Genomic DNA, 13,405 nt, shown 5'->3' on the forward strand with positions numbered 1-13,405 from the left:
GTACGCTCGAATTCTCGCAGCATTGGTTGTGGCGCTTCTCGCAGCGCCGTCGTACGCCGCAGCGGCAACTTCGGATCGCACGGTCGACACGGCCGCATCCAAAGTCGGCTTCAGCATCTCGCACGTGTTCGTCGAGCACGTTAACGGAACGGTCCCGATCGCGAGCGGTACGGCCGGCTTTAGCGCGGAGGACTCGCCGATTCCGAGCAGCGTTACCGTGACGCTCGACGCAACGAAAGTCTCGACGGGCGATCCCGATCAAACCGGCTGCATTCAAGGCCCCGACTATTTCGATGTCAAGAAATTTCCGGTGTGGACTTTTGCGAGCACGAAGATCACGCCGCACGGCGCTACATCCTTCGGAATCGACGGCACGCTGACGATGCACGGCGTCGGGCAGCCCGAGCATTTTGACGCGACGATTCAGAACGCGGGCGGTCACCAAACATATCATGTCGTCGGTCAGATCGACCGGCATGTTTTCGGAATGAAGGGCTCGCGGCTCGATCCGGCAATCGGCCGCATCGCGGATATTACGATGGACGTGGTGCTGAAATGAGGCGCTTCACCCTGGTCATCGCGGCAATCTTTGCGCTCGTCTCGTGCGGAGGCGGCGGAGGAAGCGCTACGCACTCACCCGGCGGCGGTTCCTCGCTTCCGTCGAATCCAACGAACCTGCCGAGCATTCCGGAAGTGGACAGCGTCAACGGCGTCGCGGCCCTCACATTGACGGCACAGTACGATTCGAACAGCCGTCCGGCGTTCTTTTACAACGGTGCCGAAGTCGCGCCGACGATCCGCGTCCATCCCGGCGACACGATTCAATTGACGTACGTGAACAATTTGCCCGAGTTTTGCGGCGTCGGGATCGTCTCGAACTCGAATCTGCATTTTCACGGGCTGACGACGTCACCAAATCAACCCGGCGACGAAGTCATTCTCACCAATGCCGCGCCGGGTTCGTCGTACACGTACAGCGTGAAGATCGACACGGATCAACCGCCCGGCATGTATTGGTATCATCCGCATCCGCATGGCCTCACGAACTGGGAGATTGGGAACGGGATGGGCGGGGCTATCGTCATCGAGGGAATTGCGGATGAGATTCCGAGCCTCGCCGGTTTGCGCGAGCGAGTGATCGTGCTGCGCGATGTATTTCACGATCCAGCGGTCTCTGTAGCGCTCGGCGACGACGTCGCGCGCCGGAAGTCACGAATAATGGCTTATCGCCATACGCTCGACGATGAAGGGGGCGGTGGTCCCGGCAGCACGTCCTTGTGTCAACCCGAAGGCGACAAAACGCCGACGATCAACGGCGTCCAGACCGCATCGATCGGCATTCAACCGGGAGAGAAACAACTGTGGCGCGTGCTGAATGCGTCGGGCGTGCGTCATTTCGATCTTTACATACCGGGCGTGCAATTGCAGCTCGTTGCCCAAGACGGCGTCCCACTGCAAGACTATACGGGCGCGGGTAGCACGCAGTCGCTCACGGTTAACGACATCGTCATCCCACCTGCCGGACGCGCGGAATTCATCGTGACAGGCCCGTCGGCTGCGGCGCCGCTGATCTCGAAATGCTACGACGCGGGACCCATCGGCGATCCCAATCCGCAAGTGACGCTCGGACAGCTCTACAACGACTACGGAGCAACCTCGGCCGTGCGTGTCGCGAAGCCGATGGGATTGCGGATGCGTCAAGCTTACCGCGTCGCGCCGCCGGCGCCGTCGGCATTCCGGACCGTTCACTTGCAAGAGAACTCGACGGCATTTTACATCAACGGCCAGGCGTACGATCCGGCCGCGTCGCCGATGTACACGGTCCACATCGGGACGACGGAGCAGTGGACGATCGAAAATGATACGGATGAAGTTCATGCGTTCCACACGCATCAAGTCCATTTCGTCGTTCTTTCGAGTAACGGCATTCCGAATCCGACGGCGCGTTGGCTCGACACCGTCGACGTGCCGGCCCAGTCGCACGGAGGGTCGGGCGCGGCGGTTCCGACGACTGTTACCTTACTGGTCGACTTTCGCGATGCGGTCATCGCAGGCACGTTTCTGTTCCATTGTCACATCACCGATCACGAAGACGGCGGCATGATGGCGAAGATTACCGCGCAGTAACCTCGCGCGACTCGTCGCGGAATTGCTCGAGGTAAAGGCGCGCATACGCGCCGCCCCTCGCGAGCAATACGGCATGCGTCCCGCTTTCGACGATTCGTCCGCCTTCGACGACGAAGATGATGTCCGCCGAGATGATCGTCGAGAGACGGTGCGCGATGACGAGGCTCGTACGGTTGAGCATCACGCGCTCGAGCGCCGATTGAATCATCGATTCGTTGTGCGAGTCGAGCGAGCTGGTCGCTTCGTCGAGGATCAAGATGCGTGGATCTTTGAGCAAGACCCGCGCCAGGGCGAGCCGTTGACGCTCGCCGCCGGAAAGTTTGTGGCCGCGCTCGCCGACGATCGTGTTGTATCCGTCCGGAAGGCTCGCGATGAAATCGTGAATATTCGCGTCTTTGGCAGCCGCGATGAGGTCTTCGTCGCTCGCGTCCATTCGGCCGTAACGGAGATTAGTGGCAATCGTGTCGTGGAAGAGATATGTCTCCTGGGTGACGATTCCGATCGCGTTGCGTAGAGATGTGAGATCGAGGTCGCAGATATCGTGTCCATCGATCGAGACGCGACCCGACTGCGGAATGTAGAAACGCGGCACGAGCTGCGTAATCGTCGTCTTGCCTGCACCGGACGGCCCGACGAGCGCCGCGGTTTGTCCCGGCTCGATGTGAAAACTGACGTCGCGCAGCGCCGTACGATCGCCGTAAGCGAACGAGACGTTCTCGAAGTCGATCGCTCCGCGAACATTCTCGAGCAGCTGCGTCCCGGCGCAGTTTGCCTCTTCGGTCGGCATGTCAAGATATTCGAAAATGCGTTCGAAGACTGCCGCCGCGCTCACGACTTGCACTTGCACCCCAGCCAGGGTTGACGCGGGGCCGTACAGCCGGCTGAGATACGCGACGAAGGCGACGATCGTGCCGACGGTTAGCGTACCTTGGATAGCAAACCAGGAGCCCCCCAACCACACCGTGGCCGGGCCGATGACGACCATTGCGCCGATCAACATGATGAACCAGCGTCCGATCATCGCGAGATCGATCTCGAGGGTCATGAGCTCATTTGCAACACGGAAGAAGCGGCTGCGCTCGAACTGTTCGCGGACGAACGACTTGATCAGCGTGATCCCCGAGATCGAAAGCGTTTCTTGCGTAATGCTTTCGATCGCGTCGCGCTTTTCGCGCGTGCGCTTGCGGACGATGTACATTCTCCGCCCGACCGGCGAGAGCGGAAAGATCATCAGGGGGATGACGGCGACCGAAATGAGCGCGAGACGCCAATCGAGGATAAAGATCGTCACGAGCGTCGTCGCCATCGTCGCGATGTTCGTAATAATCGAAACAAGCGTCCCGGTGACGATGTTGTCGATGTTGTCGACGTCGTTGGAAACGCGGTTCATGATCTCGCCGGTCTTCGTATTCGTGAAGAACGAGATCGGCATTCGGTGCAGGTGCGAGACGAGGCTGGTGCGGATGTCGCGCATGATCCCCTCGCCCACGTACGAGTTCAGGTAGCCTTGCACGACGCCGACGATCCCTGCGAGGATCGCGCTGACGATCATGGCGCCGACATAGACGAGAACCAGCCGCAGCGAGTGTTGCGGAATCGCGTCGTCGATGAGCCACTTTGTGATGAGCGGCGGTAGAAGTCCGAGCAACGCGACGACGAAGATAGAGACTAAAATGAAGGCTTCTTCACGCCAATAGGGTGCGAAGAAGCGTGCGATGCGCCGCAGATCCACTTTGCGTTTGGGCTGCGGGCTGTCGGGGTTGAACATGCTCGACCACATCAAGTGGACGGGCGGACCACCGCCTAGCATTCGGGCACCACGTGGCCTATAACCACGTGGTGCGCAAGCCGGTTACGTTAGAGGTTGTACGCTTTCTTGAGATCCTGGAAGACGACGAGCGTTACGCTGTGATACACGCCGTCGGCAGTCTTTCCGTACTTTGCATCGATGTCGTCCATGACTTGGTCGTGAATCGGATGCGATACGAGACGATCGAGCATGTATTCGACATTGAATCCGGATGCCGGATCCACGCCGGCTTTGTAGAGCGCCGTCGTTAGCGCTTTGCCGTCTTTGGGATCGGGCGAGGGCGAGGACGGGAACTTCACGCCGGCTTCGGTGGCGCGCTTGAGCGCATCCGGCCGCTCGCGTTCGTAGCCGTGCTCGCACTTGCGGCGGCCGTCGTACTCGGATTGTTTTCCTGGAACGCCGAACGCCGCTTGAACGATCTGCAAATTGCCGGAGCGCAGCAATATCACGTCCGCGACGGTGATGTTTTCAAGAACCGCGAGCGCGTTTATCTCGTAATGCGAACGCTGCCGGCACTTGCGGCCGGACACGTCTATCAAGCCTGGACGCTTGCGCCCGGCGCCAAGAACGTTACCCCCAGCGTCACGTTCGTTCCCGACAACCGCGGATTCGTCGTTGTTTCGCTTCCGGAATCTTCCGCGAACATCAGCGCGGTCGCGATCAGCGTCGAGCCTTCCGGCGGCAGTCAAGCGCCGACCACGAAGCCGCTCTTCGTTCAGCCGCTGACGTAAAGGCCCGGCGCCTATCCCTGTGGACTCTCGGGTGGACGCCGGGCCGCGTCTGCCTCACGCGTCATGAGAGTAACCAAGCGTGGTGAATAAAGTCTGAAGATGCGCCCCAAAACTGTTTAGAGTTCGTTCACGCGGTTCTCGTAAGCTCGTGCGCAGTTACTGCTAACCGAAAGGAAGTTCTCAATCTCATGCGCACCGCTCTTGCCGCGTTCGTGTTCTTGGCCATTGCCGCACTTGCCGGATGTGGCGGAGCTGGTGGATACGGGATGGGTTCGACGTCCTCGAATAGCTCGTCGGCGAGTCCGCTTTCGACATCGTCGCTTGCGGGTTCAGCCGGATATGTTTCGCCCACGGGATTTACGGTCTACGTGTTGAGCGCGGATTCGTTCAATGATTCGACGTGTACGTCGACGGGTGGCTGCACGGGCGTGTGGCCGGTGCTTGCACCGCCCGGAGGTGGTGCATCGATGCCGATCGGGTGGTCGACCTTCGTTCGCGGCGATGGTCAAACGCAGCTTTCATACAATGGCTGGCCACTTTACACGTACTCAGGCGACAGTGCGGCCGGACAAACCAACGGTAACGGCATCAACTCATTCGGCGGCGTGTGGTCTATCGCGCGACCCGGTATGGCCGCCGCCGCCGGAACCCCAGCCAACGACTATCATCCTTAGGAATCGAGTCCCTCATGTTGCAATCGCGGAATCCGAACGATGAAACGCGCGGAGCTTTCGAGGCTGATGTCACCGCCGTGAGCCTCTGCGACCCAGCGGCAAATGGCAAGGCCGAGTCCGCTTCCGGCGCCGTCGCCGGCACGAACCAATCGATCGAATACGCGGCTTCGTATTTCGCCCGGAACGCCGGGACCGTCGTCGTCGACGACGATGGCGGCGAAGTCGCCGTCCGGGTGCACGCCGACGCGGATGGTGGAACGTGCGTGCCGGATCGCGTTGTCGAGGAGATTGCGAACGACTTGCGCGACGCGGCGCTCGTCGGCTTCGGCGAAGACGGAGGCCGACTCGAGGTCGATCCGCGGCGATCCTTTTCGACCGGCATACTCACGGGTGACGCGCGTGACGGTATCGCTGACGTCGATCGTCTCGCGTTCGAGCTTTTCCGGGCCGCCGGCGCGCGCCAGCAGTGCGAGATCGCCGACGAGTCTGGATCCGTCGAGTGCGGCAGCAGCAATCGTTTCGAATGCCGCACGTTCCGCATCGCGCGCGTCGACCGCAGCTTGCTGCGCTACGCTCGCTATCGTAGCGAGCGGCGTCCGCAATTCGTGCGCGATGTCGGCAGCGAAGTCGCGCTCTCGCTCGGCCGCGGCCTCGAGGGGAGCGATTGAATGGCGCGCGACGAGCGCGGCGGCCATCGCAACCAAGGCCAAGAGCGGAATCGCAATGGATGCGAGTATCCACACGACGCGCTCCATCGCGCGCCCGAGAGCGGCTTCGCCGAGAGCGCGAGTTTGCGGCGAACTCAAGAGGGGAGCGACGAGATCACGGTTGACCCGTTCCTCGAATACGTACGCGCCGAGGGCCAAAGCGACGACGACAAATGCGAAGACCGCCCAATAGGAGAGTGTCAGGCGGACGATCGCGCGTTTAGGTGACCAGTCTATACCCGACTCCCCACACAGTCGCGATCATATCCGAGGCTCCGGCGCTACGCAACTTGCGGCGAAGCTGGCCGACGTAGACGTCGACAATGTTGCTCGAACCGGCAAATTCATCGCCCCACACGCGGTCCAAAATCTGCTGACGCGAAAGCGTCAGACCGGCATTCCGCGCGAGATATTCCAGCAAACGAAACTCCGTCGTCCCGAGCACAATCTCCGATTCGCTCACGAACGCCCGGCGCGCCGTAAGATCGACGTGCAGATCGCCGGCGGCGATCACGCTCTGCGGCGGACGTTCGGCGCGCCGCAGCAGCGCGCGAATGCGTGCGAGCAGCTCTTGTGCGACGAACGGCTTAACCAAATAGTCGTCTGCGCCGCAATCGAGACCGCGCACGCGGTCTTCGACGGCGTCACGGGCCGTCAGCATCAGAACCGGCGTCGAAACGCCGGCTTCGCGTGCTTTGGAGCAGACGGAAAAACCATCGCCTTTGGGGATCACCAGATCCAAGACGGCCAGATCGAATTCGCCGTCGATCAGTTGCGCGAGCGCGGATTCGCCGTCGGCAACGTGCGAGATCGCGTACCGCTCGCGCTCCAGCATGCGCTTGACCGCATCGGCAATCTCTTCGTTGTCTTCGACGAGCAGAATGCGCATCGTTATTGCGCAATCGTGTCGTGGATCGAGAGCGCCATGTTTCGCAAGCTCGGGTCCGATGCATTACGCATGACCGCTTCGAAGGCCATTCGCGCCTCCGCGCGCCGTCCTTCGCGCAGGAGCACGATTCCAAGCGCAAAGCGCGCGCGCGGATACTCGGGAGTCGATGTCAGTGCAGCCTGCAGCTCGCGTTCCGCAACGTCCAGGTGCCCGGATTGCAGTGCGACGAGCGCGAGATCGTAATGGGCCGGAGCGTAAGCCGGGTTCCGTTCAATCAGCTTATTGAAGTCCGCACGTGCGGTTGCCGTGTCGCCTGCCCGCAACGCGACGAGCCCTTGCGAATAGAGGGCGCGCGCGGAGGTCGGTGCGAGCGCAACGAAGCGGTCCGCGGCCGCGCGAGCACCCGTTGTATCGTTCCGGTCGAGATCGACCGTGATCAAGTTGGCATATGCGGCCAGAAATCCGGGGTCGCGCGCAATCGCCGCTTGCAGCTCGCTCGCGGCGCGATCGTAGTCGCGTTCGCCCGCAAGTGCGAGCGCCAGGTTATAGTGTGCGGTTGAGTTTTGCGGCTCGGCGGGATTACGCTTCAGCGCGGCTTCGAATTCGGTTGTGGCCGTCGCGTAGTCGGACCGGTCGAGAGCCGCCATTCCGCGTGCGAAGCGCTCGCGGATCTCTCGCGCAATCGCGAGATTGCGCAGTGTCGCGCGATCGGTCGAGGTTGGTGTCGGCGCTCCATAACTCTGTGCGGTCGCGGCCTGCGGAAAGCCGGCGACAATGCAGAGCGCGAGCGCCAAGGCGCGCACGCTCATTGTCCCGGCGGCTGCGGTAAGTGAGCGTCGTGAATCGAGACCGTCGTCGCAGCCTTTTCAGGCTCGCAAACCCAACCGATACGGCCTTCGACGGCGATCGGTCCGAGCAGTGACGGCGCTTGCGACGGTTCGAGAACCTGCGCCATCGTGCTGGGGTTGAGCTCAACGCCGGCCACGGCTATTGCCGAGCCCAGCGCCAGGAGCAAAACGCCCATCGCGAAAGCGAGCTTAAAGTTCATCATCTCTCTTTACCATTCGGGCATGAAAAATTGCTGAAAGCGGGCTCCGTTGCGGTAGCGCTCTGGCTTGTGCTGGCTACGCCGCCGGCCCTGGCGAGTTCCCTTTTGGCCGGGATCGTCCGGGATGCGCATGGGGCGCCGATCACGGGCGCGCTGGTCAGCGGCTTGGACGCCGGCGGCGCCCTCGTTGGGAATGCTTCCACGGATAAGGATGGTACGTTCGCTCTTGACACACCGCAAGCGCCGGAGCGCGTGCGCATCACATGCCGCTTTTGCCGGAGCCTAACCTTAACCGTGCGACCCGGCGAACCGGTTGTCGCGATCCTGCAGCGCTACGACGCGCTCGTTGCCGACGGACCCTCCCCGTCCGATTTGATGGCGCTGCCCTATACGCAAATCGAAAATGCTCTTGCGCTACGGCCCTTCGAGGTGCTGCGGCTGGGCAACGGTCTTCCCAACGATCGTTCACTTTCCGATCGCGGCCTCGGAAACAACGCGCTTGTACTTGACGGTGACGCGCCGACGTACAATATTGCATCCTATTTGCCGACCGCGCTTGCGACGACGCCGACCCATTCCGGAAATGTTGTGACGTTCGAACCTTCGAGCTCGGCGTATCAATACGGCGCATACGCAACGGGTGGACTGATTGCGCTTTCGCGCGACCCCGCAATCGTCGAACAGGCTGCGTTCGGAAACGCCTCGGCATTCCGCTTTTCCGCCGGCGCGCCGGATTTGGGCGTTTCGCTCGGCTCAGACTCCGATGACTACACGGAACGTGAACGTGTCGTTGCAAGCGGCAACGCGGCGTTCGCGGGCGGCACGCTCGATGCGCAGCTTTCGTCGTCGCGAGCCGAAACGGTGCTGCCATTTTCGACGTTCGATCTTTCGGAGTCGAGCGCGACGGTCGGATTTACGAAGCAATTCGATCGCGTTCGCTTTCGGTTTTCGGCCTCCGACGCGTTCGGCACCCAGAGCCTTTTTACGAACGACACGATTTGGAACGACTCGGCGCTGAACGCTTCCGCGGGCACGCGCTTAGGCGTCGTCCAGCTCGATGCAGGCGCGCAGTATTCGAACAACTCGAACAATATCGCATGGGCCGGAACCGCTATCAATTTCGGACAGAGCACGGTCTACGTGCACGCGCACATCCCAGGTCGCACGAGCGTTGACTTTGGCGTCGCTCATACGACCTACGATGCGGAGGGCGGACCGCACAACCTGGTGCTACCGTCTTTGATGGTCGTGCAAAGTCTCGGCAGCTTTTCGGTTACGGGCGGCGTATCCACATCGCTGGTTCGAATATCGGAATACGGAGCGCCGTATCTCGCCGCGCTGGCAGAGGCGCATTTCGACTATAGTGATGGCCGCCGGCTCCGAGCCGAACTGCAAACGTATGGGCAAAATACGAACCTTGCCAACGCACACGGTATGACCGGGAACGGCGCGTCGCTCGAGTATCAGATTACGCCGACGACCAGCATTCGCGCCTGGAGCCTGCGGCTCTTCAACGATGACAACGCATACAGCGGCGTACAGGATACGCCCTATATCTCGGGCGATTCGCTTTGGGTCACGAACCAGAACGGTGGATTTCGTCTGGATGCGATCTATCGCCGTACCGCGACGCAGGCCAACTTTTTCTACCAGCAGACTCGGCGCGGGGTTGATGGGGACATGTATTTTCCGCTCTCGCTTCGGACCTCGATCGGCGTGCGCAGCGAGCTTCGCCAGCAGGGGCGCCGCAGCTCGGTCGTCCTCAATTTCGCCGGCTGAGGCCCTTCAGAGTTCTCTCACACCTTGGCGATAGTCTGCGCTCGCAGACGCGCATCGCTGGTCGATTCGGCGTCGCTCGATCCGAGCTCGAGCTTTCCCTCCTAACCGGCGTTGCGGTGCGCGGACTGCGCCTGCGCTACGCTTTGCCGTTGCGGAGCGTTGCGAGCTCGCGGTAGAGCTTTAGCTCTTTATCGGAGAGATTTTGCGGGACGGTACCGATCAAACGCACGTACTGATCGCCGTTTCCGCTGCTCTTAGAGTGTGGCATTCCCTTCCCCGTTAGACGCAAGAGCTTGTTGCTCTGTGTACCTGCAGGTACGGTCATCGTAACGTCGCCGCTCATCGTCGGCACACGAACTTCGCCACCCAGCACGAGATCGTAAATCGAGACAGGCATGTCGATATACAGGTCGTCGTCCTTGCGCACGTACGTCTGATCGTCTTTGACGTGGACGACCAGATAGAGATCGCCCTTCGGTCCGCCCCCGAGCCCCGTTCCACCTTGACCCGCAAGCCGAATACGTTGGCCTTCACCCACGCCTTTGGGAATCGTTACATCGAAACGCTTTGTTTCGAGTACGCGGCCGGTTCCGTGACACTTCGGACAAATGCCTTTGCCGATGGTGCCGGTGCCCTTGCACTGGGGACAGAGATCTTCGATTTGAAGCGAGACGGATTTCTTTCCGCCTTCGTATGATTCGCGCAGCGACAGATCGAGCGTCGTTTCGAGATCTTGTCCGCGTTGTTGAAATGGTTGTCGGGTCGTACGGCGGCCGCCGGCATTCCCAACGCCGGAGAAGAACGCATCGAAGAAATCGGAGAACCCGCTCGGGCCGCCGGCTCCGAAACCACCGAAGTTCGAGGCGTTGAAATCTTCTTGCTGCTGCTGGTTGCGATAGCGCCGTTGCTGTTCGGCTTGCTGCGCAGCGCGCTGCCAATCAGATCCGAGGACGTCGTACTTCTTGCGCTTGTCGGCGTCGCCCAACACCTCATAAGCCTCGGAGATGTCTTTGAATTTCTCCTCGGCTTGCTTTGGGTTCGTGGGGTTGGCGTCCGGATGCCATTTACGCGCCAGCCGCCGATACGCAGACTTGATGTCTTTCTCGGCGGCATTCTTCGGGACGCCTAGGACTTGATAATAGTCCTTGTAGTTAATAGGCACGGCGTTCTTGCGTCAGCTAAATTTAGCGACGATGACCTTCGCGGGCCGAATGACTTCGTCGCCATATTTGTACCCGCGCTGTGCTTCTTCGACGACGATGTCGTCTTCGACGCCGGGAGCAGGCTGCGTTCCAATTGCTTCTGCAAGCGTTGGATCGAAGCGTTGTCCCTTGACCGAGTACGCGCGAACATTTTCAGCCGCAAGGACTTGTTCGAAGCCCCGCAGCGTTTGCTCGACGCCTTTGCGCATCACATCGGTATCCGCTTGAGTCGCGAGCGCCCGCTCGAGATTGTCGATCACCGGCAGGATGCGTTCGAGAAGCGAACGCTTTCCGGAGGTGGCAATCTCGGCGAACTGCCGCTCGATGCGCTTCTTGTAATTTTCGAAGTCGGCCATCGCGTAGAGGTACTTGTTGTAGTTCTCTTCGGCTTTGGCTTTGGCGGCTGCAAGTTCAGCGGCGGCGTCGCTTTGCGGCGCAGAACCCTGCGCCGCAGTCGTTTCCGTATTCGTGTCCATCGAAGCTTACTTGGCTTCTTTGAACTCGGCGTCGATCACGTCATCGGATGATTGCGATGACGCAGTCGACTCGCTGTGCTGCTGCTGTCCATCGGTCGCGCCGTCGTGCGTCGCCCCGTTTTCGGACTGCCCGTTACTCGACGCCGTCGCATCGCTCTTCTGATAGAGCGCTTCGGCCATCTTGTAGCTGGCTTGCTGCAGCTTCTCGGTCGCAGCTTTGACCTCGGCGACTGTCCCGTTTTCGGAGATCCGCTTCAGCTCGCCGAGCGCGCTCTCGACATCCGCCTTGGCCGATGCATCAAGTTTTTCGCCGACTTCCTTGAGCGATTTCTCCGTCGAGTAGGTCAATGAGCTTGCCGCGTTGCGGACTTCAGCCTCTTCGCGTTTGCGGTGATCTTCCGCCGCGAATGCCTCGGCGTCTTTTACCATGCGATCGACTTCGTCTTTGTTAAGATTCGTCGATGCCGTGATCGTGATCTTCTGCTCGCGGCCCGTGCCGAGATCTTTCGCGTTGACGCTCACGATGCCGTTGGCATCGATGTCAAACGTGACTTCGATCTGCGGTATGCCGCGCGGAGCCGCCGGGATCCCTTCGAGGCGGAAGCGTCCGAGCGTCTTGCTGTCGCCCGCCATGTCGCGTTCGCCTTGGAGAACGTGAATGTCGACCGAGGTCTGGCCGTCTTCGGCAGTCGTGAAGATCTGCGCCTTACGCGTTGGGATCGTCGTGTTGCGTTCGATCAGCTTCGTGTTGACGCCGCCGAGCGTTTCGATTCCAAGCGAGAGCGGTGTAACGTCGAGTAGTACGACGTCGTGCACTTCGCCGGAGAGAACGCCGGCCTGAATCGCTGCACCAACCGCGACGACTTCGTCGGGATTGACCGTCTGATTCGGCTCTTTGCCCGTCAGCTTTTGCACGAGCTCCTGAATGACCGGCATGCGCGTTGCGCCGCCGACCATCACTACCTGATCGATCTTCGAAATGTCGAGTCCCGCATCGCTGAGTGCGCTCTTGAAAGGCTGCACGGTGCGATCGGTGAGATCGCTCGTCATCCGTTCAAAGTCTGCACGCGTGAGCGTGTAGTCCAAGTGCTTCGGACCGTTCTGATCCGCCGTGATGAACGGCAGATTGATCGAGGTCGAAACCATCGAGCTCAGCTCGATCTTAGCCTTCTCGGCTGCCTCGGTCAGACGCTGCATTGCCTGCTTGTCGCCGGACAGATCGATGCCTTGATCCTTGCGGAATTCGCCGACGAGCCAATCGACGACGCGCTTGTCGTAGTCGTCGCCGCCCAAGTGCGTGTCGCCGTTGGTGGCTTTGACTTCGAAAACGCCGTCACCGACCTCGAGGATCGAAACGTCGAACGTGCCGCCGCCGAGATCCCAAACGAGGATCGTCTCGTTGCCCTTCTTTTCGAGACCGTACGCGAGTGATGCCGCGGTCGGTTCGTTGATGATGCGCAGAACGTCAAGGCCTGCGATGCGGCCTGCGTCCTTCGTTGCTTGCCGTTGGGCATCGTTGAAATATGCCGGAACGGTGATGACGGCTTTCGTCACGCGCTCGCCGAGATATGTCGATGCGTCGTTGACAAGCTTCTGAAGGATCATCGCCGAGATTTCTTGCGGCGAATAATCCTTGCCGTCGATTTTGACTTTAAAATCCGTGCCCATGTGCCGCTTGATCGACGCGATGGTACGTTCGGGGTTGGTTATTGCTTGGCGCTTCGCGAGCTGACCCACCAAACGTTCGCCGGTTTTTGTAAACGCGACGACGGATGGGGTCGTACGGTTGCCTTCCGCATTGGGAATGACGACTGGCTGCGAGCCTTCCATTACGGCGACGACTGAATTGGTCGTGCCGAGGTCGATGCCGACCACTTTTGCCATGTGTTTTTCGTGCCTTCTTCCCGAGCCAGTGGACCATCCGCGAGCGCTAGCTCTTGGCCTTGCCGCTTATCTCACTCA

The 13,405-nt window shown here is 60.6% G+C and carries 14 protein-coding genes; 5 read left to right on the forward strand and 9 right to left on the reverse strand.

What is annotated here, in order from left to right:
* Nucleotides 1-28: 28 nt before the first annotated feature.
* Both VGG22_00890 and VGG22_00895 read left to right on the forward strand, forming a co-directional pair.
* Nucleotides 29-559: a YceI family protein gene (locus VGG22_00890; protein ID HEY1726916.1), complete on the forward strand. Its 531-nt coding sequence runs from the start codon at nucleotides 29-31 to the stop codon at nucleotides 557-559.
* Nucleotides 556-2,127, forward strand: a complete 1,572-nt coding sequence (locus VGG22_00895) for a multicopper oxidase family protein (GenBank protein ID HEY1726917.1) — start codon at nucleotides 556-558, stop codon at nucleotides 2,125-2,127. Before VGG22_00890 ends, VGG22_00895 begins: the two co-directional genes overlap by 4 nt.
* On the opposite strand, the gene VGG22_00900 is transcribed toward VGG22_00895, so the two are convergent.
* The gene (locus VGG22_00900) at nucleotides 2,114-3,859 is read right to left on the reverse strand and encodes an ABC transporter ATP-binding protein (GenBank protein ID HEY1726918.1); all 1,746 of its coding nucleotides are present in this window, start codon (nucleotides 3,857-3,859) and stop codon (nucleotides 2,114-2,116) included. The two genes, VGG22_00895 and VGG22_00900, sit on opposite strands and share 14 nt — an antisense overlap.
* A gap of 125 nt (nucleotides 3,860-3,984) precedes the next feature.
* Nucleotides 3,985-4,362, reverse strand: coding sequence for a hypothetical protein (locus VGG22_00905; GenBank protein ID HEY1726919.1), 378 nt, complete (start codon nucleotides 4,360-4,362; stop codon nucleotides 3,985-3,987).
* On the opposite strand from VGG22_00905, the gene VGG22_00910 reads away from it, so the two are divergent.
* Together VGG22_00910 and VGG22_00915 are read left to right on the forward strand one after the other, a co-directional pair.
* On the forward strand, nucleotides 4,288-4,668 hold the full coding sequence (locus VGG22_00910) for an anti-sigma factor (GenBank protein ID HEY1726920.1): 381 nt from the start codon (nucleotides 4,288-4,290) through the stop codon (nucleotides 4,666-4,668). The two genes, VGG22_00905 and VGG22_00910, sit on opposite strands and share 75 nt — an antisense overlap.
* Nucleotides 4,669-4,856: 188 nt before the next feature.
* A complete protein-coding gene (locus VGG22_00915; GenBank protein HEY1726921.1) occupies nucleotides 4,857-5,342 on the forward strand; it encodes a hypothetical protein in 486 nt (161 codons plus the stop codon).
* On the opposite strand, the gene VGG22_00920 is transcribed toward VGG22_00915, so the two are convergent.
* The 4 genes from VGG22_00920 to VGG22_00935 all read right to left on the reverse strand — a co-directional run bounded on the left by VGG22_00920 (nucleotide 5,339) and on the right by VGG22_00935 (nucleotide 7,989).
* On the reverse strand, nucleotides 5,339-6,148 hold the full coding sequence (locus tag VGG22_00920; protein HEY1726922.1) for a HAMP domain-containing sensor histidine kinase: 810 nt from the start codon (nucleotides 6,146-6,148) through the stop codon (nucleotides 5,339-5,341). The two genes, VGG22_00915 and VGG22_00920, sit on opposite strands and share 4 nt — an antisense overlap.
* Before the next feature lie 121 nt (nucleotides 6,149-6,269).
* Nucleotides 6,270-6,938: a response regulator transcription factor gene (locus VGG22_00925; GenBank protein HEY1726923.1), complete on the reverse strand. Its 669-nt coding sequence runs from the start codon at nucleotides 6,936-6,938 to the stop codon at nucleotides 6,270-6,272.
* A 2-nt stretch (nucleotides 6,939-6,940) separates the two neighbouring features.
* Nucleotides 6,941-7,747: a tetratricopeptide repeat protein gene (locus VGG22_00930; protein ID HEY1726924.1), complete on the reverse strand. Its 807-nt coding sequence runs from the start codon at nucleotides 7,745-7,747 to the stop codon at nucleotides 6,941-6,943.
* A complete protein-coding gene (locus VGG22_00935; protein HEY1726925.1) occupies nucleotides 7,744-7,989 on the reverse strand; it encodes a hypothetical protein in 246 nt (81 codons plus the stop codon). The genes VGG22_00930 and VGG22_00935 overlap by 4 nt, the downstream gene beginning before the upstream one ends.
* 27 nt (nucleotides 7,990-8,016) lie before the next feature.
* Between VGG22_00935 and VGG22_00940 the strand changes: the two genes are divergently transcribed.
* The gene (locus VGG22_00940) at nucleotides 8,017-9,765 is read left to right on the forward strand and encodes a carboxypeptidase-like regulatory domain-containing protein (GenBank protein HEY1726926.1); all 1,749 of its coding nucleotides are present in this window, start codon (nucleotides 8,017-8,019) and stop codon (nucleotides 9,763-9,765) included.
* A gap of 136 nt (nucleotides 9,766-9,901) precedes the next feature.
* On the opposite strand, the gene VGG22_00945 is transcribed toward VGG22_00940, so the two are convergent.
* Genes VGG22_00945 through dnaK form a run of 3 tightly spaced genes read right to left on the reverse strand, consistent with a single transcriptional unit; the run spans nucleotide 9,902 to nucleotide 13,327 of the window.
* Nucleotides 9,902-10,927 (reverse strand): J domain-containing protein, encoded by a 1,026-nt coding sequence (locus tag VGG22_00945; protein ID HEY1726927.1) that lies wholly within the window; start codon nucleotides 10,925-10,927, stop codon nucleotides 9,902-9,904.
* Between the two features lie 12 nt (nucleotides 10,928-10,939).
* Entirely contained in the window at nucleotides 10,940-11,443 is a 504-nt protein-coding gene (locus tag VGG22_00950; protein ID HEY1726928.1) for a nucleotide exchange factor GrpE, read from the reverse strand.
* Nucleotides 11,444-11,449: 6 nt separating this feature from the next.
* Entirely contained in the window at nucleotides 11,450-13,327 is a 1,878-nt protein-coding gene (gene dnaK / locus VGG22_00955) for a molecular chaperone DnaK (protein ID HEY1726929.1), read from the reverse strand.
* Nucleotides 13,328-13,405: the final 78 nt, after the last annotated feature.

This window comes from Candidatus Baltobacteraceae bacterium, from assembly GCA_036489885.1.
Classification (GTDB): Bacteria; Vulcanimicrobiota; Vulcanimicrobiia; order Vulcanimicrobiales; family Vulcanimicrobiaceae; genus JAFAMS01.

Bases quoted from the DNA above. Each gene is read 5' to 3' on its own strand.
- VGG22_00895 (HEY1726917.1), top strand. From the start codon at position 556: ATGAGGCGCTTCACCCTGGTCATCGCGGCAATCTTTGCGCTCGTCTCG.
- VGG22_00915 (HEY1726921.1), top strand. From the start codon at position 4,857: ATGCGCACCGCTCTTGCCGCGTTCGTGTTCTTGGCCATTGCCGCACTT.
- VGG22_00925 (HEY1726923.1), bottom strand. From the start codon at position 6,938: ATGCGCATTCTGCTCGTCGAAGACAACGAAGAGATTGCCGATGCGGTC.
- VGG22_00930 (HEY1726924.1), bottom strand. From the start codon at position 7,747: ATGAGCGTGCGCGCCTTGGCGCTCGCGCTCTGCATTGTCGCCGGCTTT.
- VGG22_00935 (HEY1726925.1), bottom strand. From the start codon at position 7,989: ATGATGAACTTTAAGCTCGCTTTCGCGATGGGCGTTTTGCTCCTGGCG.
- VGG22_00950 (HEY1726928.1), bottom strand. From the start codon at position 11,443: ATGGACACGAATACGGAAACGACTGCGGCGCAGGGTTCTGCGCCGCAA.
- dnaK (HEY1726929.1), bottom strand. From the start codon at position 13,327: ATGGCAAAAGTGGTCGGCATCGACCTCGGCACGACCAATTCAGTCGTC.